Annotated in this window: 14 protein-coding genes and 5 tRNA genes; 9 read left to right on the forward strand and 10 right to left on the reverse strand. The window is 70.2% G+C overall.

The features are described 5' to 3' along the window. Nucleotides 1-310: 310 nt before the first annotated feature. Nucleotides 311-1,504 carry an elongation factor Tu gene (gene tuf, locus CYQ11_RS14335; protein ID WP_099200152.1) on the forward strand — a complete coding sequence of 398 codons (1,194 nt, stop codon included), beginning with the start codon at nucleotides 311-313 and terminating at the stop codon, nucleotides 1,502-1,504. A gap of 477 nt (nucleotides 1,505-1,981) precedes the next feature. Here the strand turns inward: tuf and CYQ11_RS14340 are convergent, their stop codons facing one another. From CYQ11_RS14340 to CYQ11_RS14365, 6 genes are all read right to left on the reverse strand, one after another. Next, a complete protein-coding gene (locus CYQ11_RS14340) occupies nucleotides 1,982-2,620 on the reverse strand; it encodes a hypothetical protein (protein WP_240003470.1) in 639 nt (212 codons plus the stop codon). Nucleotides 2,621-2,685: 65 nt separating this feature from the next. Then, complete coding sequence (locus CYQ11_RS14345; protein WP_099200151.1) at nucleotides 2,686-3,138, reverse strand: STAS domain-containing protein; 453 nt, start codon at nucleotides 3,136-3,138, stop codon at nucleotides 2,686-2,688. Nucleotides 3,139-4,288: 1,150 nt separating this feature from the next. Then, nucleotides 4,289-4,361 (reverse strand) — tRNA-Lys (locus CYQ11_RS14350). A gap of 132 nt (nucleotides 4,362-4,493) precedes the next feature. Beyond that, on the reverse strand, nucleotides 4,494-6,698 hold the full coding sequence (locus CYQ11_RS14355) for a DEAD/DEAH box helicase (protein ID WP_099200149.1): 2,205 nt from the start codon (nucleotides 6,696-6,698) through the stop codon (nucleotides 4,494-4,496). A gap of 251 nt (nucleotides 6,699-6,949) precedes the next feature. After that, complete coding sequence (locus CYQ11_RS29525; protein WP_181143660.1) at nucleotides 6,950-7,498, reverse strand: hypothetical protein; 549 nt, start codon at nucleotides 7,496-7,498, stop codon at nucleotides 6,950-6,952. A gap of 232 nt (nucleotides 7,499-7,730) precedes the next feature. After that, nucleotides 7,731-8,081, reverse strand: coding sequence for a metallopeptidase family protein (locus CYQ11_RS14365; protein ID WP_181143661.1), 351 nt, complete (start codon nucleotides 8,079-8,081; stop codon nucleotides 7,731-7,733). Nucleotides 8,082-8,217: 136 nt separating this feature from the next. Here CYQ11_RS14365 and CYQ11_RS14370 point away from each other — a divergent pair. From CYQ11_RS14370 to CYQ11_RS29530, 6 genes are all read left to right on the forward strand, one after another. Then, nucleotides 8,218-8,290: transfer RNA gene (locus CYQ11_RS14370), tRNA-Glu, on the forward strand. Nucleotides 8,291-8,329: 39 nt separating this feature from the next. Further along, nucleotides 8,330-8,404: transfer RNA gene (locus CYQ11_RS14375), tRNA-Asp, on the forward strand. Between the two features lie 23 nt (nucleotides 8,405-8,427). After that, nucleotides 8,428-8,501 (forward strand) — tRNA-Phe (locus CYQ11_RS14380). Nucleotides 8,502-8,661: 160 nt separating this feature from the next. Next, nucleotides 8,662-12,621, forward strand: coding sequence for an ATP-dependent RNA helicase HrpA (hrpA, locus tag CYQ11_RS14385; protein ID WP_099200146.1), 3,960 nt, complete (start codon nucleotides 8,662-8,664; stop codon nucleotides 12,619-12,621). Nucleotides 12,622-12,720: 99 nt separating this feature from the next. After that, nucleotides 12,721-12,795, forward strand: a tRNA-Asp gene (locus CYQ11_RS14390). A 108-nt stretch (nucleotides 12,796-12,903) separates the two neighbouring features. Then, entirely contained in the window at nucleotides 12,904-13,074 is a 171-nt protein-coding gene (locus tag CYQ11_RS29530; RefSeq protein ID WP_181143662.1) for a DUF6274 family protein, read from the forward strand. A 438-nt stretch (nucleotides 13,075-13,512) separates the two neighbouring features. Here the strand turns inward: CYQ11_RS29530 and bldC are convergent, their stop codons facing one another. After that, the gene (gene bldC / locus CYQ11_RS14395; protein WP_003949541.1) at nucleotides 13,513-13,719 is read right to left on the reverse strand and encodes a developmental transcriptional regulator BldC; all 207 of its coding nucleotides are present in this window, start codon (nucleotides 13,717-13,719) and stop codon (nucleotides 13,513-13,515) included. A 479-nt stretch (nucleotides 13,720-14,198) separates the two neighbouring features. Next, on the reverse strand, nucleotides 14,199-15,041 hold the full coding sequence (locus CYQ11_RS14400; protein WP_099200144.1) for a DUF8083 family protein: 843 nt from the start codon (nucleotides 15,039-15,041) through the stop codon (nucleotides 14,199-14,201). Between the two features lie 206 nt (nucleotides 15,042-15,247). Here CYQ11_RS14400 and CYQ11_RS14405 point away from each other — a divergent pair, with 206 nt between their 5' ends. Together CYQ11_RS14405 and CYQ11_RS14410 are read left to right on the forward strand one after the other, a co-directional pair. Then, the gene (locus CYQ11_RS14405; RefSeq protein ID WP_099200143.1) at nucleotides 15,248-16,354 is read left to right on the forward strand and encodes a Leu/Phe/Val dehydrogenase; all 1,107 of its coding nucleotides are present in this window, start codon (nucleotides 15,248-15,250) and stop codon (nucleotides 16,352-16,354) included. Nucleotides 16,355-16,706: 352 nt separating this feature from the next. Next, the gene (locus CYQ11_RS14410) at nucleotides 16,707-16,964 is read left to right on the forward strand and encodes a DUF3073 domain-containing protein (RefSeq protein ID WP_099198743.1); all 258 of its coding nucleotides are present in this window, start codon (nucleotides 16,707-16,709) and stop codon (nucleotides 16,962-16,964) included. A 104-nt stretch (nucleotides 16,965-17,068) separates the two neighbouring features. On the opposite strand, the gene purM is transcribed toward CYQ11_RS14410, so the two are convergent. Together purM and purF are read right to left on the reverse strand one after the other, a co-directional pair. Further along, nucleotides 17,069-18,139, reverse strand: coding sequence for a phosphoribosylformylglycinamidine cyclo-ligase (purM, locus tag CYQ11_RS14415; RefSeq protein ID WP_099200141.1), 1,071 nt, complete (start codon nucleotides 18,137-18,139; stop codon nucleotides 17,069-17,071). 62 nt (nucleotides 18,140-18,201) lie between these two features. Continuing rightward, nucleotides 18,202-19,719 (reverse strand): amidophosphoribosyltransferase, encoded by a 1,518-nt coding sequence (gene purF, locus CYQ11_RS14420; protein ID WP_099200139.1) that lies wholly within the window; start codon nucleotides 19,717-19,719, stop codon nucleotides 18,202-18,204. Between the last annotated feature and the right edge of the window lie 9 nt (nucleotides 19,720-19,728).

Raw genomic sequence — 19,728 nt, forward strand, 5'->3', positions numbered from 1 at the left:
GGGCGTCACGCGGGATGCGCCGGCTCGGACCCGAGTCCCCCGAACATCCCGCCGCGGCGGGCGGCCCGGCGGCCGGCAGGGGGCGGGTGGCCGTTTCGCGGGCGGCGCCGGACGCGGCTCCGCCATCCGGGGACGTGCCGCGCGCCAGGCGGGGCCTCGACGACATAGAGTGACGGATGCATCGCTCCGCGTATCCACGGGACTGCTCGTGCCAGGCGCGCGAGCGCGGTGTGGACCATGCAGGGCGACGAGGGACCGGCGGCCGCCGACCTCCCTTCGCACTGCGGAGGCGAGCGAACAGGAGTTTCCAGTGGCGAAGGCGAAGTTCGAGCGGACCAAACCGCACATCAACATCGGCACCATCGGTCACATCGACCACGGAAAGACCACTCTCACCGCGGCGATCACCAAGGTGCTGCACGACGCCCACCCGGACCTCAACGAGGTCTCGGCCTTCGAGAACATCGACAAGGCCCCCGAGGAGCGCCAGCGCGGCATCACCATCTCCATCGCGCACGTCGAGTACCAGACCGAGAACCGGCACTACGCCCACGTCGACTGCCCGGGTCACGCGGACTACATCAAGAACATGATCACCGGTGCCGCCCAGATGGACGGCGCGATCCTCGTGGTCGCCGCGACCGACGGCCCGATGCCGCAGACCAAGGAGCACGTCCTCCTGGCCCGCCAGGTCGGCGTGCCCTACATCGTCGTGGCCCTGAACAAGGCCGACATGGTGGACGACGAGGAGATCCTGGAGCTCGTGGAGCTCGAGGTCCGCGAGCTCCTCAACGAGTACGAGTTCGACGGCGACAACGCCCCCGTCGTCCACGTCTCGGCGCTGAAGGCGCTGGAGGGCGACGAGAAGTGGGGCCAGTCCGTACGCGACCTCATGCAGGCCGTGGACGAAGCCATTCCGGAACCGGAGCGCGACACCGACAAGCCGTTCCTGATGCCGATCGAGGACGTCTTCACGATCACCGGCCGCGGCACGGTCGTCACCGGCCGCATCGAGCGCGGCATCCTGAAGGTCAACGAGACCGTCGACATCATCGGCATCCACCCGGAGAAGACCACCACGACGGTCACGGGCATCGAGATGTTCCGCAAGCTGCTCGACGAGGCCCGGGCGGGCGAGAACGTGGGTCTGCTGCTGCGCGGCATCAAGCGCGAGGACGTCGAGCGCGGCCAGTGCATCATCAAGCCGGGCACGGTCACCCCCCACACCAATTTCGAGGGGCAGGCCTACATCCTGTCCAAGGACGAGGGCGGCCGGCACACCCCCTTCTTCAACAACTACCGTCCGCAGTTCTACTTCCGCACGACCGACGTGACGGGCGTCGTGACCCTGCCTCAGGACAAGGAAATGGTCATGCCCGGCGACAACACCGCGATGTCCGTCGAGCTGATCCAGCCCATCGCCATGGAGGAGGGCCTGAAGTTCGCCATCCGCGAGGGCGGCCGCACGGTCGGCGCCGGCCAGGTCACCAAGATCACGAAATAGCGGCGGGAAGGGGTGGGAACGGGGACTGCGCCAGGAGCTGGCCAGAGGACCCTGGGAGCCGAACCGACGGCCCCGTTCCCAATCGACACGCTATCGCCCGCGCGCGGGCCCCGACCGGATCCACGACGGCGTGGCGACGGAATCGGTGCCCGAGCGGGCAAGAGGCCCGGACCGGGATGCGCTCCGGTCCGGGCCTCAGCGGTAGGCCGTGTGGGACTCGAACCCACAACCACACACCATCACCCGCGCCGGGACAACCAACTTCCGCATCGCCCAGGTCAGCACCACCGGCGGGCTCACCCTCAAGGCCGCCCCCCTCAGCGGCGGTCACGCGGCCACGAACGGCGGCGGCAGCCCCTCCCCCGTCCCCGGCTGCATCGGATAACGCCGCCCCGCCACGAGAGCGACACCGAGACTGGGCCGCCCGCTGCCGACGCAGGCGGCCCAGCCGGAGTGCACCTTCCGGCCTGGTTGCCGTTACCTCACCCCGGGGTCCACCCCGTCCGCTGCACGGGGCCGCTCGGTGTCCGCGTTGTGCGCCAGGCCGTCCGGCTTCGCCGCGCTCCGCTCGCCGAGGGGAAGGACCAGTACCCGCAGAACGGTGGGGCCGGGCGGCCAGCGGAACTCTCCGATGTCCTGCCACCCCCAGGACCGGAAGGCAGCGCAGGCCGCACGGTCGGCCTGATCCACCAGGGTGGCACCGAGGGACGCGTGATGGCTGGTGAGCAGCCGCTCCTGAAGGTGACCGGCGAGCCCGCGGTCGCGCTCATGCGGATGGACCACGATCTCGGTGATCGCGAAAACGTGCCCGGATGCGGTCAGCTGCTCGACGTCCTGCGGGAGTACTCCGGAGAACCCCTGCCACCAGGCACCGTCCCGCCGCACGGGAAACCCGAAGGCGCACCCCACCAAGGCCGGCGCCTGCCCTGCCTGCGTGGCTTCCGCGATCACCATGTCGAATCCGGGCCGCCGGACGTCATCGGCAAGGCGCCGCAGGAAGCTCTCGCGGCTGCGGTACTCCTCACCGGGCTTGGTGTCGGCGGACTCCACGTACAGATCCGCCAGATCCTCACGCTGTTCCTCGGCCTGCCAGCGGCTCAGCCCACGCAAGTACACCCCGCCTCCCGCCGACGGTGCGTAGCCCTCCAGCTTCTGCGCCTGCCCTGGCCCGGAGCGGGCCGTCACAGCACACCACCCGCGACAGCAGGCACCAGAGCACCTCGTCGTTCGATGGCCCCGTGCACGGGGGAAGGCCGTGATGCCGGAAGGCCTCTACCCGGGCGTTCCTGCCGGAGAGACTCCACAGGGGCGGCCGAGAGGCCGAGGAGCAGGGGGCCGGTGCCGGTGAGGGTGAGGATCCGGACCAGTGTGGGGGGTGGGTAGTGCAGACGCAGGGACCCTCCGGCCGCGATGGTGTGGTGCGAGGCACGGAGGAAGGCGTTGAGGCCGCTGCAGTCGCAGAAGGTGACAGGGGTGAGATCGACGTCGATGGTGCGGATGCCCTCGCGCAGGCATCGTTCGAGCGTCGCACTCACCAGAGGTGCCGAGACCTGGTCGATCTCACCGGCCAAGGTGATCAGCGCCCGATTCTTCCTGTTGCGCCGGTAGATGTTCAACATCTCAAGGACGGGCATAGCGCCTCGGTTCAGGAGACCGGCCGGGGCAGCACCAGGGGGCGGTGCCGGGCTTCGGCACTTCCTGCTGTGCTCCCGGTTCGTGACTTTCGGGCAAGCAGGCGAACCACTGGTCCGGCGGCCCGAGTTCCAGGCCCGAGGACCCAGCTGATTCCCTGCGGGATGCCTTGAGTGAAGGGATGAACAGTCCGCTCCCCACAGGCACCGTGTGCCGAGCAATAGCATGCCGTCGGGGTCTGGGACATCCACCCAGCAGCATAGACCCCGCTCCGTCCCCAGGAGACGGCCACAAGCCGACAAGTTTCCCACCGTCAGCCAACCCTCAAGTCCCGAGGAAATCGGCCAGGACGACGAGCCGTAATCCAGATCAGCGACTCCGGCGCAGGTCAGCAGGGGCGCGACGTCCAACTGACGCAGGCTCATCCGGGCCCGCCGGCGCAGGTCGGCGCCTTCCTGGACGAAGCCGAGAATCACCGGCTGTACGCGCTCTTCCACTTGATCGCTCCCCGCGGCCTGCGACGTGGTGAGGGCGTTGACCAGGACTGGGCGAACGCGGACCTGGACAGCGCACCCTGGCGGTGGCCAAAGAGCTCGTACAGGACGGCTGGACGCCCTACGAGTCCGATCCCAGGACAGACGGCAGCGCGGGCACGATCGCCCTCTCCAGCGGCGTTGTGGCCGTTCTGCGGGCCCATCGGGTGCGGCAGTACAAAGAACGCCTCAAGTGGGGCGCGGCATGGGTCGACACAGGCAAGGTCTTCACGGAGGAGGACGGTTCCTGGCTGCGCTCCGAGAAGGCGTCCGAGGTGTTCCGGCGCATCTCCAAGGCAGCCGGACTCCCCCGATCAACCTGCGAGATCTGCGTCACGTGCCCGCGGTGCGGACATGTGCACGATCAAGGACAGCCTGCGTCACTCGACCCGGGCTCTTATCGCGGATACGTACACGAGCCTGCTTCCCGAGGCCGACCGCGAGATCGCCGAGGCTGCCGAGCGGATGGTCCCCAGGGCGCGCTCAGCAGCCGCCGAAAGCCCCGCCGCTCACGCATCGCTCACGCAGAAGCCGAAAACATGGCTTCGCCCCGGCTGGAGAAACCCAGCCGGGGCGAAAAGATGCAGGTCACAAACGGTGTAGTGACCTCATCGGGCGGTAGGCCGTGTGGGACTCGAACCCACAACCAATGGATTAAAAGTCCACTGCTCTGCCAATTGAGCTAACGGCCCGCACACCGCAGCATAGCCCGGCCGACCACCGGAGCCCGAGTCCTTATGGCTCAAGCGGTTGTACGGGTCCCGGACGCAGGAGGGCCCGTACGGCGGATCGCGCCGTACGGGCCCTCAATTCAGCTGCTGGGATCAGCCGTTGCGCTTCCAGCGCGGCTTGTCGTCGCGGCGGCCGAAGGAGCCGGTGCCGGTGCCACCACGGTGGTCGTCACGACGGCCGGCCGGGCGGTCGCCGCCGGAGCGGTAGCCACCGGTGGAGGGGCGGTCGTCGCGGCGGTCGCGGTTGAACGGACGGTCGCTGCCGCCGGAGCGGAAGCCGCTACCGGTCGACGGACGGTCGTCACGGCGGAAGCCACCGGACGGACGGTCGTCGCGACGGAAGCCACCGGAGGGACGGTCGTCGCGGCGGAAGCCACCACCCTGCGGGCGGTCGTCACGGCGGAAGCCACCGGACGGACGGTCGTCGCGACGGAAGCCGCCCGAGGGACGGTCGTCACGGCGGAAGCCGCCACGGTCGCCACCACGGTCATCGCGACGGTCGTCACGGCGGAAGCCACCGGACTGGGGACGGTCGTCACGACGGAAGCCGCCCGACTGGGGACGGTCGTCACGGCGGAAGCCGCCCGAGGGACGGTCATCGCGACGGAAGCCGCCACGGTCATCACGGCGGTCGTCACGACGGAAGCCACCGCGGTCGCCGCCGCGGTCGCCACCACGGTCGTCGCGGCGGAAGCCGCCACGGTCGCCACCACGGCGCTCGAAGTTGCCCCGCTCGTCGCGGCGCTCGTATGCGGGCGCGCTCTGCTGCACCGGCACGGACGCGGCCGGAGCCGGCTCCTCCGCCTGTGCGGCGGCCTCGGCCTCGGCGGCCTCGGCGGCGGCGGCCAGGGCGGCCTCCGGGTCCTCGCCGCGCTCGCGGGCGGCACGGGCCACCAGGCGGTCGGCCTCCTCGCGCAGCTCGGTGGCACGGCGCTGGGCGCGCTCGAGCTGGCGGGTCAGGTCCTGGAGGTCACGCTCGGCCTGCTTGGCGGCGTTGGCGGCGGAATCCGCCTGCACCTCGGTGAGCGAACGGGCGCCGGTGATCTTGGCGACGTCCTCGTCGAAGGCGCCGGCACCGCCGACGATGTGGCGCGAGGCGTCGACGCCCGCGTCCTCCATCAGGCGGAAGATCTGCTTGCGCTGGTGCGGCAGGGCCAGGGAGACGACCGTGCCGGACTGGCCGGCACGGGCGGTGCGGCCCGAGCGGTGCAGGTAGTCCTTGTGGTCGCCGGCGGGGTCGACGTTGAGGACCAGGTCGATGCCGTCGACGTGGATGCCGCGGGCGGCGACGTCGGTGGCGACCAGGCAGTTCACGTAGCCGGCCTTGAAGTCCTCGAGGACGCGGGTGCGGGCGCCCTGGGTCATGCCGCCGTGCAGCGCGTCCGCGCGGACACCGGCGTCGAGCAGCTGCTCGGCGACGCGGTCGGCGCCCATCTGGGTGCGGACGAAGATGATCGTGCGGCCCTTGCGGGCGGCGATGGCGGCCGTGACCGGGGCCTTGTCCTTCGGCTTCACGACGAGGACGTGGTGGGTCATGGTGGTGACCGCGCCCTGCGCCGCGTCCACCTCGTGCGTCACCGGCTTGACCAGGTAGCGCTTGACGAGGGTGTCGATCTCGTTCTCCAGCGTCGCGGAGAACAGCAGGCGCTGGCCACCGGCCGGGACCTGGTCGAGGATCTCGGTGACCTCGGGCAGGAAGCCCATGTCGGCCATCTGGTCGGCCTCGTCGAGGACGGTGACCTGGACCTTGTCGAGGGTGGCGGCACCGCGGTTGAGGATGTCGCGCAGACGGCCCGGCGTGGCGACGAGGATGTCGACGCCGCGCTCCAGGGCGTAGATCTGGTTGCCCATGGACGTACCGCCGCAGACGACCTTCATCTTCAGGCCGAGGACGTCGCCGTACGGCTGGAGGGCGTCGGCGACCTGCATCGCCAGCTCGCGGGTCGGGGTGAGGATCAGGCCGCGGGGGCGCTTCTTCTCGGTGTGACCGCCGGCCAGGGTGGACAGCAGCGGCAGACCGAAGGAGAGGGTCTTGCCGGAGCCGGTGCGGCCACGGCCGAGGATGTCCTTGCCGGCCAGGGCGTCCGGGATGGTCGCGGCCTGGATCGGGAAGGGCGTGGTCACGCCGTTCTGGGCGAGCTTGCGGACGATCGCGTCGTCCAGGCCCAGGTCACCGAAGGTGATCTGCGGCTCGGCCAGCTCGGCGGCGGCCTCGGTCGTCTCGACGGCGGCCTCGACGGCCTCGACGATCATCTCGTCGGCCTCGGGCATGGTGGTGGTGTCAGTGGAAATGGACATGCGAAATGCGAAACCTTCCGGAGTTTCGGCACGCGCCCAAGCTCCGTGTCGGCTTCACAAATGACCGCCTCGATGCGGTCAGCCACGGCAAGGTAAGGAACGCGCCACACGGCGCGCTTCTGTCAGGCGCCGGGCAAATGGGATCAAACGATCTACCACCATACGCACCCACCGCCCCGTAGCGCAAGCCGGCCTCGCATGGCCTGCGCCACAGACCCCGTGCCGGGCGGCCGGGCGGGGGCCCGGGCCCCTCAGGACGATCCGGCCGGTCCCGGCTGGGTGGGCGGCGGGGAGGAGGGGCCCGGCGGCTGCGGCGGTGGCGTCTGCTGGGCCGGCGGGGTCGGCTGCTGGGTGGGCGGCTGCGGCGGGGCCGACGGCTTGCCCGGCGCGGGCGTCACCCCCTGGCCCGGCCCGGTCGGCGGCTTCTGCGGCTGGCCCGGCTTGCCGGCGTGACCGGCCGGCGGCGACGCGCCGGGCGCGGCCGACGGGGACGCGGACGAGGACGCCTCCGCGCGGCCACCCTTGGCCGACGGGCTGCCGCTCGCGCCGCCCCGCACCGCCTTGGCGTCCGTACGCCCCGGACGGCCGCCCGGGATCTGGATGCCGGCGTCCGACTGCGTCCCCGCCTCGCGCTGCTTGCCCGCCCCCGAGGGGCCCGGGTGTCCGGGGTCGCTCACGCTCATGCACCCGCCGAGGGCGAGGGTGGCGACGGCCACGGCCGCGATGCGGCTGACCGCCGCCATGCGGGTGACCGCCGGAGTGCGGCTGAAAGGAGCCGCGTGCGCTGATGTTGCGCGCATGAGGGGGACCGCCTTCGGGGTGACTCGGTGCGGGGCGCGGGGGACGCGCCTTGCCCAACTGACCCCGGTGCGCGCAGGACACGCCGGACGGCTCTGCGTCAGCCATCGATCATCCGTAGCCCTCGCAGGGTCCCGGCCGGTCGTTCCCTGACCCGGTGGCGACCGTTCCGGGTCGGCATCGACCGGATCGGGTGCGTCGCCCGCCGCCGTCCCGTCCGGTCCGCCGGCCGGATCAGCCGTAGCCCAGCGCGTGCAGCCGCTCGTCGTCGATGCCGAAGTGATGGGCGACCTCGTGGACGACGGTCACCTCGACCTCCTCCACGACCTCCTCCCGCGACCCGCACATCCGCAGCGTCGGTCCCCGGTAGATCGTGATCCGGTCCGGCAGCACCCCGGCGTACCACTCGCCGCGTTCGGTCAGCGGCGTGCCCTCGTAGAGGCCCAGCAGGTCCGGGGCCTCCGCCGGAGGCTCGTCCTCCACGAACACGGCGACGTTGTCCATCAGCCGCGTCAGCTCCTGCGGGATCCGGTCCAGCCCCTCGGCGACCAGTTCCTCGAAGTCCTCGCGCGTCATCTCCAGCACGCCGCCATTGTCCGGCACGAAGGCCCCGCGGGGGGTGGGCGGGAGGGGCGCGGCAAACCGTTTTGGCGATCGGTCCCTGCATCCCATATGCTTCTCACGTCCCCGAGGCGCTGCGAAGCGCCCAGGTGGGCCATCAGCCCTCATCGTCTAGTGGCCCAGGACGCCGCCCTTTCAAGGCGGTAGCACGGGTTCGAATCCCGTTGGGGGCACGCTGTACCGTGTGCGAGACTAGTGCTCGCACATAGCATGGTCCTGTGGAGCAGTTTGGAGTGCTCGCCACCCTGTCAAGGTGGAGGCCGCGGGTTCAAATCCCGTCAGGACCGCTGCGACCCCTCGTGGGTCGCGTGGCTGGGTAGCTCAGTTGGTACGAGCGTCCGCCTGAAAAGCGGAAGGTCGCCGGTTCGACCCCGGCCCCAGCCACAACGAGCCCCTCGTCTTCGGACGGGGGGCTCAGTGCTTTTCCGGGACGGCTCCTTCGAACCGGCCGCCCGACGGGTGGGTTCGCCGCGTTCCGGCGGCGCCGTGCCGCCCCGAAATGGGTTCGCCGCTTCGCGGCGCGTGGTGCGATCCTGGACTTCGTATGTCTACGCAGCCTGCCTCCGCCACTTTCGACGGCCTCGCCGCCCGCCTGCCCGAGCTGATGCTGCGCGACGCGCAGCGGCTGGGGCGGCGGCTCGACGGCGCACGCCGTATCCGCAAGCCCGAGGCCCGTGCGGCCGTGCTGGCCGAGATCGCGGCGGAGGCCGAAACGGCCGAGCTGCGCGTCGCCCTCCGCCGGGAGGCGGTGCCGGCCGTCAGCTATCCCGAGCAGCTGCCGGTCAGCCAGAAGAAGGACGTGATCCTTGAGGCGATACGCGACCACCAGGTCGTGATCGTCGCCGGTGAGACCGGCTCCGGCAAGACCACGCAGATCCCCAAGATCTGCCTGGAGCTGGGCCGCGGGGTCAGGGGCCTGATCGGGCACACCCAGCCCCGGCGGATCGCCGCCCGCACCGTGGCCGAGCGGGTGGCCGAGGAGCTGCGGACGCCGCTGGGCGGGGCGGTCGGCTGGAAGGTCCGCTTCACGGACCAGGTCGGCGGCGAGACCATGGTCAAGCTGATGACCGACGGCATCCTGCTCGCGGAGATCCAGACGGACCGCGAGCTGCGCCAGTACGACACGATCATCATCGACGAGGCCCACGAGCGCAGCCTCAACATCGACTTCCTGCTGGGCTATCTGGCCCAGCTGCTCCCCCGGCGGCCCGACCTCAAGGTCGTCATCACCTCCGCCACCATCGACCCCGAGCGCTTCTCCCGCCACTTCGGCGACGCGCCCATCGTCGAGGTGTCGGGGCGCACGTATCCGGTGGAGGTCCGCTACCGTCCGCTGCTGGAGGAGGACTCCACCGACTCCGACCGCGACCAGATCACCGCGATCTGCGACGCGGTCGACGAGCTCCAGAAGGAGGGGCCGGGCGACGTCCTGGTCTTCCTCTCGGGCGAGCGGGAGATCCGGGACACGGCGGACGCGCTGGAGAAGAAGTTCACCCGCGCCGGAGCCGTGCAGCAGGGCACGGAGATCCTTCCCCTCTACGCCCGGCTCTCGCACGCCGAGCAGCACCGCGTCTTCCAGCGTCACAGCGGCCGCCGCATCGTCCTCGCGACGAACGTCGCCGAGACGTCCCTCACCGTGCCGGGCATCAAGTACGTCATCGACCCCGGCTTCGCCCGCGTCTCCCGCTACAGCCACCGCACCAAGGTCCAGCGGCTGCCGATCGAGCCCGTCTCGCAGGCCAGCGCCAACCAGCGCAAGGGCCGCTGCGGCCGGACGAGCGACGGCGTCTGCATCCGGCTGTACTCGGAGGACGACTTCCTCTCCCGCCCGGAGTTCACGGACGCGGAGATCCTGCGGACGAACCTGGCCTCCGTCATCCTCCAGATGACCGCGGCCGGCCTCGGCGACATCGAGAAGTTCCCCTTCATCGACCCGCCGGACCGGCGCAACATCAAGGACGGCGTCGACCTGCTGCAGGAGCTGGGGGCGATCGACCCGCAGCAGAAGGACCCGAAGAAGAAGCTCACCCCCATGGGCCGCAAGCTCGCCCAGCTGCCCGTCGACCCCCGGCTGGCCCGGATGGTGCTGGAGGCCGACCGCAACGGCTGTGCCCGCGAGGTCATGGTCATCGCCGCCGCGCTGTCGATCCAGGACCCGCGCGAGCGGCCCTCGGAGAAGCAGGCGCAGGCCGATCAGCAGCACGCCCGTTTCAAGGACGAGACGAGCGACTTCCTCGCCTTCCTGAACCTGTGGCGCTACGTGCGCGAGCAGCAGAAGACGCTGTCGTCCTCGGCGTTCCGCCGGATGTGCAAGTCGGAGTATCTGAACTACCTGCGCATACGCGAGTGGCAGGACATCTACTACCAGCTGCGCACGGTCGCGAAGACGATGGGGATCCACCTGGCCGAGGAGGAGGCGGCGCCCGAGCGGGTGCACCAGTCGCTGCTCGCCGGGCTGCTCTCCCACATCGGCTTGAAGGACACCGAGAAGAACAACGAGTACCTGGGCGCGCGCAGCGCCAAGTTCGCCGTCTTCCCCGGTTCCGCGCTGTTCAAGAAGCCGCCGCGCTGGGTGATGTCGGCCGAGCTGGTGGAGACCTCACGCCTGTGGGCGCGGGTCAACGCCCGCATCGAGCCCGACTGGATCGAGCCGCTCGCCCAGCACCTGGTCAAGCGCTCCTACAGCGAGCCGCACTGGGAGCAGAAGCAGGCCGCGGTGATGGCGTACGAGCGGGTGACGCTCTACGGCGTGCCGATCGTGGCGCAGCGGAAGGTCAACTACGGGCGGATCGACCCGGAGACCAGCCGTGAGCTGTTCATCCGCAACGCCCTGGTGGAGGGCGACTGGCGGACGCACCACCAGTTCTTCCACGACAACCGCAAGCTCCTCGGCGAGGTCGAGGAGCTGGAGCACCGGGCCCGCCGTCGCGACATCCTGGTGGACGACGAGACGCTGTTCGACTTCTACGACCAGCGGCTGCCCGAGCACGTCGTGTCGGGCGCGCATTTCGACTCGTGGTGGAAGCACAAGCGCCGCGACGAGCCGGAGTTGCTGAACTTCGAGCACTCCATGCTCATCAACGAGAACGCCGAGGCCGTCACCAAGGCCGACTACCCCGACTCCTGGCGGCAGGGCCGGCTGAAGTTCAAGGTGACGTACCAGTTCGAGCCGGGGGCGGACGCGGACGGCGTGACCGTGCACGTGCCGCTTCAGGTGCTGAACCAGGTCTCCGCCGAGGGCTTCGACTGGCAGATCCCGGGGTTGCGGCAGGACCTGGTCACGGAGCTGATCCGCTCCCTGCCCAAGCCGATCCGCCGCAACTGCGTCCCGGCGCCGGACTTCGCCCGGCGCTTCCTCGACGCCGCCGTCCCCCTCCAGGAGCCGCTGACGGCCGCGCTGGCCCGTCAGCTGCACCGGATGACGGGCGTGCGGATGGAGGCGGAGGACTTCGACCTCGGCAAGGTCCCGGACCATCTGAAGATCACTTTCCGGGTGGTCGACGAGCGCAAGCGCAAGATCGCCGAGGACAAGGACCTGGAGGCGCTGCGGCTGCGGCTCAAGCCGAAGACCCAGGCGGCGATCACCAAGGCCTTCGAGAAGGCCGGCGAGGCCACCACGGGCGCCGGTCCCGAGCAGCGCTCGGGCCTGACGGGCTGGACGATCGGCGCGCTGCCCCGCACCTTCGAGACGCGCCGGGCCGGCCAGCCGGTCAAGGCGTACCCGGCGCTGGTCGACGAGGGCGCCTCGGTGGCCGTACGGCTCTTCGACACCGAGGCGGAGCAGCGCGAGGCGATGTGGCGCGGCACCCGCCGGCTCATCCTCCTCAACCTGCCCTCCAACCCCGCGAAATTCGCCCAGGACAAGCTGGGCAACCAGCAGAAGCTCGCCCTGTCGCGGAATCCGCACGGCTCGATCCAGGCGCTCTTCGACGACTGCGTCTCCGGGGCGGCGGACAAGCTGATCGCGGCGCACGGCGGGCCCGCCTGGGACGAGGAGTCCTTCCGCAAGCTGTTCGACGCCGTGCGGGCCGACATCGTGGACGCCACGCTGGACACGATCCGCAGGGTGCAGGAGGTGCTGTCCGCCTGGCAGGCGTGCGAGCGCCGGCTCAAGGCGACCACGAGCCTGGTCCTGGTGCCCTCCCTGACCGACGTCAAGGAACAGCTCGCGGACCTCGTCCGGCCCGGTTTCGTCACGGCCCACGGCGTCCACAGGCTTCCGGACCTGCTGCGCTACCTGGTGGCCGTGGACCGGCGGCTGACGCAGCTGCCCACGAACGCCGAGCGGGACCGCACCCGGATGGCGAAGGTGCACGAGATGCGGGACGAGTACGCCTGGCTGCTGGAGCAGTTCCCCAAGGGGCGTCCGGTGCCGCAGGAGGCCCTGGAGATCCGCTGGATGATCGAGGAGCTGCGGGTGAGCTACTTCGCCCACGCGCTCGGCACCGCCTACCCCGTCTCGGACAAGCGCATCGTGAAGGCCGTCGACCGGCTGGCGCCGTAGCGACGTGTGGGCGCCGTCACGGGGCGCGGGTTCGACCGCACCCCCTGACCTGCTGTAGAGTCTTGCTTCGCAGCACCGCGAAGGCGGGAAAGCAAGCAAGGTCCTGTGGAGCAGTTTGGAGTGCTCGCCACCCTGTCAAGGTGGAGGCCGCGGGTTCAAATCCCGTCAGGACCGCATCGATTGAAGGCCCGGATTCCGTTCCACGGATCCGGGCCTTCTCGCGTTCCACCTTGACTGCGACACGTGCCAGGGGTACCCAGTCAGTGGGAGGTGCTGCGCTCCATGACGACGACCACCCGGACCGGCTACAAGCGGGCCGAGAGCATCCGGCATGAGACCCGGGCGCTGCTGCGCGCCCACCTCTCCGCCGCGGCCGGCTACCGCCACCTGACCAGACACTGCCCGGTCTGCCACCGCCTGCTGCGCCTGGCCGAGGAGGCGGGCGGCGAGTAGGCGGCACGCACCGGCGGCCGCGCGGGGACCCGCTTCCGGGGCCCCGCCCCAAGGCTCACAAGCCCTTTACCGCACGGGCACGATGAGCGACAAGAACGTTGCGCTGTGACGGGAGTCACCGAAGAAGTTCCCGAAGTGAGGGAACTTACCCCCTTCCTACACCCGGTCAATTTAATATGTGCAATTGCACCGCTCTCTTCACCGGGCCCCGTCCGCCCGGACACGGCGGACCGCCACGGCGGGCACACCGGTGGCGCGCATAAAAAAAGATCGCGCTGGACCCGGCGGAGTCCAGCGCGATCAACGACTCGCCCAAGTCGGTGGGCATGGCACCTGTTGGGGCAGGTATCCCGTCGTCTGCTGCTTGGTGGAGCTGTGGAGCTCGATTGGGCGGCTTACCGGGTTGGGGGCCCCGGAAATCACCCGGTTATTCAGTTGTCAGGCCTCGCTGCGCTGCTGCGGAATGCCCGCCAGCAGGGCGCGGACCTCCGCTTCGCGGTAGCGCCGGTGTCCTCCGAGCGTGCGGATGGACGTGAGCTTGCCTGCCTTGGCCCAGCGGGTGACCGTCTTCGGGTCCACGCGGAACATCGTGGCAACCTCAGCCGGGGTCAGCAGCGGCTCGGCATCAGGGGTGCGAGCGGTCATGAGCGGCCTCCTCGGGAGAACCGAGCACAGCGTCGGTTCTTTCCTCTAAATTCTGCACCTTGACCCACGTTGCCCGAAATGGCGGACGCGGGCCGAGTCGGTTATAGGACGAACGGCTTGTCCTCGGCACTACAACTACACCATCTGTCCAGCCACGTCGGCCAAACCGATGGAATTGCCCTCTCAGGTGTTCAACCTCGACGGAAGCCACTGGACCGTGCCATAGCGGACAGTCACGCCACCGTGACGATCAGTCACAGTGGGATCAATCAGATCAGGGGCCACCAGGTCCGCCAAGGAGCGCAATACCGAACTATCCGCCCTTACTTGGGCGGAAGGAGCCCTTCCCAGACTCCTTGTCCTATTTTGCCACGAGGATGGGCGATGGGCGCAAGACCTGAAGTAAGTGCTATAGGTCACGGTTGTGCCAATGGCCCGGATCAGGACCTAGGTCCCGGCACCACCCGTCCGGGGGACCCTCAGTTCGCGAACTGCCGGTCCCGCACCGCCCTCCAACGTGTCGTCAGCCGCTCGTGGGCCGCCGCCGCCCGCGCCCCGTCACCCGCCCGCAACGCGGCCAGGCCCTCCGCGACGTCGGCCGCGGAGCGGTCCTCGGCCAGCTGTGCCTCGGGAACCATATGCACAAGTCCGCCGTAGTCCAGCTCCACGAGGGAGCGCGGGTGGAACTCTTCCAGCCACTTGCCCACCTCCACCAGCCCGTCGATCAGCGGACCCTCCTCGATGGCGTCCCGGAGCGTGCGCAGCCCCCGGGCCACCCGCCGCCGGGCCTGCACCATGGGCGTGCGGTAGCGCACGCGCAGCCCCTCGCCGGCGTCGCCCTTGCCGCACTCGCGCTCCTCGTCCGAGAAGAGCACGAACCAGCGCAGCGGGACCTGCCAGGTGGCGGTCCTGATCCACGGCCGGGCGTCGGGGTTGCGCTCCAGCCAGCGGGCGTAGTCCGCCTCCGCCTGCCGGCGCACCACCGGCGGCAGCGCCGCGTCCAGGACCGGCGGCGGAAGCCGCTCGGCCAGCTCCTCCAGCGCCAGCCAGCCGCGCAGCCTGGTCCGCCAGGGGCAGACGCACACCACGCCGTCCACGACCGCGACGAACGCGTCACCGCTCTCGTGCACCGGAACGGGCACGGGCGGCACGGGCAGCAAATCGGCGAGCGACCGGCGCAGTTCGTCCTGGGCGCCGGGAAGGGTCTCCCGGCGGGCGTAGCGGGTCCAGTGCTCGCGCTCCGACTCGGGAAAGGCGGCCAGCGGCTCGTAGACCCGCAGATATGCCGCGTACGGCACGGTCACCGACGACGCCAGGCCCACGCTCGCTCCCTCAAGCCGTAGGACACCCCCGGGGAGACCGCGGACGCCCCTCCCATACTGTCCAAATCGTCCCATGGCCGCCGAGCCCGGGAGAGTGATCCTCGGCACGACGCCCGTAGCGGGGGCCGCCAGGTCTTACCCTCTTGGGCAACCGGCCCTCCACCACCCCCGGGAGGGCGAACTCCGCGACATATGGAGTCACCACCGTGACTGACGTACGTCCCACCACCGACGCTGACGGCGTGCTGCGGACCCTGTTCCGATCGGACCAGGGCGGGCACGAGCAAGTCGTGCTCTGCCAGGACCGCGAGAGCGGCCTCAAGGCCGTCATCGCCCTCCACTCCACCGCCCTGGGCCCGGCCCTCGGCGGCACCCGCTTCTATCCGTACGCCTCCGAGGAGGAGGCGGTGCGGGACGCGCTGAACCTCTCGCGCGGTATGTCGTACAAGAACGCCCTGGCCGGACTGGACCACGGCGGCGGTAAGGCCGTGATCATCGGCGATCCCGACCTGATCAAGACCGAGCAACTGCTGCTGGCGTACGGAAGGTTCGTGGCCTCTCTCGGCGGCCGTTATGTCACCGCGTGCGATGTCGGCACGTACGTGCGGGACATGGACGTCGTCGCCCGCGAGAACCCCTGGACCACCGGCCGCTCCCCCGAGAACGGCGGCGCCGGCGACTCCTCGGTGCTCACCGCCTTCGGCGTCTTCCAGGGCATGCGCGCCGCCGCGCAGGCCCAGTGGGGCGAGCCGACGCTGCGCGGGCGCCGGGTCGGCGTCGCGGGCGTCGGGAAGGTGGGCCACCACCTCGTGGAGCACCTCGTCGAGGACGGCGCGGAGGTCGTGGTCACCGACGTCCGGACGGAGGCCGTCGAGCGGATCACCGGCCGGCACCCGCAGGTCACGGCGGTCACCGACGCCGACGTGCTGATCCGCACGCCGCTCGACGTCTACGCCCCCTGCGCGCTGGGCGGCGCCCTCAACGACGAGACGGTGGCGGCGCTGACCGCGACCGTGGTCTGCGGCGCGGCCAACAACCAGCTCGCCCACCCGGGGGTGGAGAAGGACCTGGCCGACCGGGGCATCCTCTACGCGCCCGACTACCTGGTGAACGCCGGTGGAGTGATCCAGGTCGCCGACGAGCTGCACGGTTTCGATTTCGACCGGGCGAAGGCCAAGGCGGCCAAGATCTTCGACACCACTTTGGCCATATTCGATCGCGCGAAGGCGGACGGCATCCCGCCGGCGGTCGCCGCCGACCGGCTGGCCGAGCAGCGCATGGCCGAGGCCAGAGCGGCCCGTACGCGGGCGTGACACTCCGTGCGCCCGCTCGGGTGACCCCGTCGCCCGAGCGGGTGCGCGGTGCCCGCACAGCGGTCCCCACCAAAGCGCCGCCGGAGGTGGTGAAAGGAGAGATCTCTCACCACCCCACGGCGGGTCGGCGTCCAGGACACGTTAAAATCGCAGCTGACCAGCGAGTACGGGGCTACTCGCGGGTTGTGCTGCGTGGCACGTCATGCGGGCGACGTACCGTATGGCCGCGGAAGCAGGTACCGTTGAAGCTCTACAGGCCGGACACCTTCGCGGGGGTCCGCTCTGACTCATGAACGTGAACGCGTGTCAAGACTCTGGGGCCGTCGAGCCCCGTCAATGAGGGGGTCGAGCCATGGGGCGCGGCCGGGCCAAGGCCAAGCAGACAAAGGTCGCCCGCCAGCTGAAGTACAACAGCGGCGGGACCGACCTCTCACGTCTGGCCAATGAGCTGGGCGCAACGCAGCCGTCGATCAAGCAGCCGCCTAACAGCGAGCCGCTTGAGGACGAGCTGGACGACGACCCGTACGCCCAGTACGCGGCGCGTTACAACGACGATGAGGACGAGGACGACCAGACGTCCGACCAGTCCGCATACCGTCGCCGCGCTTGACGCGATAGCAACAGCTTTCACCGACCCGGTCCGGGGCCTCGCCCCGGGCCGGGTTCTGTGCTGCCCGGAGCCGGTCGGCCCGGGCAGCAGCACCACCCGCCTGCTCAGCTCGCGTAGTCACCGGTCAGGGTGACGGCTGCGGCGTCGTCGCCGCGCTCGGTGACCTCGCCCGCGACCCAGGCGTCCAGGCCACGGTCAGCGAACGTCGCCAGGGCCACGTCCACGGACTCCTGCGGCACGACCGCCATCATGCCGACGCCCATGTTGAGCGTCTTCTCCAGCTCCGGCCGCTCGACCCCGCCCAGCCGGCCGACCAGGTCGAACACCGCGCCGGGCGTCCACGTGGACCGGTCGACGGTGGCGTGCAGGTGATCGGGGACGACCCGCGCCAGGTTGTTGGCGAGGCCGCCGCCGGTGATGTGCGAGAAAGCGTGCACCTCCGCCGTACGGGTGAGGGCCAGGCAGTCCAGCGAGTAGATGCGGGTGGGCTCCAGCAGCTCCTCGCCCAGGGTGCGGCCGAACTCCGGGACCTCCCGGTCCAGCTCCCAGCCGGCCCGGTCGAAGAGCACATGGCGGACCAGTGAGTACCCGTTCGAGTGAAGTCCGGACGACGCCATCGCGATGACCGCGTCACCCGGACGGATGCGGTCGGCGCCCAGCAGCCGGTCGGCCTCGACCACGCCCGTGCCGGCGCCAGCCACGTCGAACTCGTCCGCGCCGAGCAGGCCCGGGTGTTCGGCGGTCTCCCCGCCGACCAGGGCGCAGCCCGCGAGGACACAGCCCTCGGCGATGCCCTTGACGATCGCGGCGACCCGCTCGGGGTAGACCTTGCCGACGCAGATGTAGTCGGTCATGAACAGCGGTTCGGCGCCGCAGACGACCAGGTCGTCCACGACCATGCCGACCAGGTCGTGGCCGATGGTGTCGTACACGCCCATGCGGCGGGCGATGTCGACCTTGGTGCCGACGCCGTCCGTCGCGGAGGCGAGCAGCGGCCGCTCGTACCGCTTGAGGGCACTGGCGTCGAAGAGGCCGGCGAAGCCCCCGAGACCGCCGACGGCCTCGGGGCGGGTGGCCTTCTTGACCCACTGCTTCATCAGCTCGACGGCGCGGTCGCCCGCCTCGATGTCGACGCCCGCGCTTGCGTAGCTGGCACCGGTGGTCTCAGAAGACATGGTCTTGAGATCTTTCGTGTCGTTCGTAAGTACGGTCGTTCGTCACTGCGGGTGGGCGGGCGCTACGGACGGCGCAGCGCGTCGGCGGCGTCCGAGCCGCCGGCCAGCTCGGTCTCCAGAAGCTGCTTGCCGAGCAGCTCGGGGTCGGGCAGCTCCATCGGGTACTCGCCGTCGAAACAGGCACGGCAGAGGTTCGGCTTGGCGATGGTGGTCGCCTCGACCATCCCGTCGAGGGAGATGTACGCCAGGGAGTCCGCGCCCAGCGACTTGCCGATCTCGTCGACCGTCATGCCGTTGGCGATCAGCTCCGCGCGGGTGGCGAAGTCGATGCCGAAGAAACAGGGCCACTTCACCGGCGGGGAGGAGATCCGCACGTGGACCTCGGCGGCCCCGGCCTCGCGCAGCATCCGCACGAGCGCGCGCTGGGTGTTGCCGCGGACGATGGAGTCGTCGACGACCACCAGGCGCTTGCCCTTGATGACTTCCTTGAGCGGATTGAGCTTGAGCCGGATGCCGAGCTGGCGGATGGTCTGGCTCGGCTGGATGAAGGTCCGGCCGACGTAGGAGTTCTTGACCAGACCGGTGCCGTACGGGATCCCGCTGGCCTCGGCGTAGCCGACGGCGGCCGGCGTGCCGGACTCCGGAGTCGGTATCACCAGGTCGGCGTCGACCGGGGCCTCGGCGGCGAGCTTGCGGCCCATCTCCACCCGGGAGAGGTAGACGTTGCGGCCGGCGATCTCGGTGTCGGGGCGGGCCAGGTAGACGTACTCGAAGACACAGCCACGGGGCTTCGCCTCGGCGAAGCGGGAGGTCCGCAGGCCGTTCTCGTCGATGGCGATCATCTCGCCCGGCTCGATCTCGCGCACGAAGGTGGCACCGCAGATGTCCAGGGCGGCCGTCTCCGAGGCCACCACCCAGCCGCGCTCCAGGCGGCCGAGGACCAGCGGGCGGATGCCCTGCGGGTCACGGGCGGCGTAGAGCGTGTGCTCGTCCATGAAGACGAGGCAGAAGGCGCCCTTGACGCCGGGCAGCACCTTGGCGGCGGCCTGCTCGACGGTCAGCGGCTTGCCGTCGTCGTCGGTCTGGCCGGCCAGCAGGGCGGTCACCAGGTCGGTGTCGTTGGTCGCCGCGACCTGGTTGGCCCTGCCGTTCTCCCGGGGGAGGGCGGCGACCATCTCGGCCAGCTCGGCGGTGTTGACCAGGTTTCCGTTGTGGCCCAGCGCGATGGAGCCGTTGGCGGTCGCCCGGAAGGTCGGTTGCGCGTTCTCCCACACCGAGGCTCCGGTGGTGGAGTAGCGGGCGTGACCGACCGCGATGTGGCCCTGGAGGGAGCCGAGGGAGGTTTCGTCGAAGACCTGGGACACCAGTCCCATGTCCTTGAAAACGAGGATCTGGGAGCCGTTGCTCACCGCGATGCCCGCGGACTCCTGTCCACGGTGCTGCAGCGCATACAGCCCGAAATAGGTGAGTTTGGCGACCTCTTCACCCGGAGCCCAGACACCGAAGACGCCGCAAGCGTCCTGGGGGCCCTTTTCGCCGGGAAGCAGGTCGTGGTTGAGTCGTCCGTCACCACGAGGCACACCTCGAGT

Origin of the sequence: Streptomyces cinnamoneus (genome assembly GCF_002939475.1) — a bacterium.
Lineage (GTDB): Bacteria > Actinomycetota > Actinomycetes > Streptomycetales > Streptomycetaceae > Streptomyces > Streptomyces cinnamoneus_A.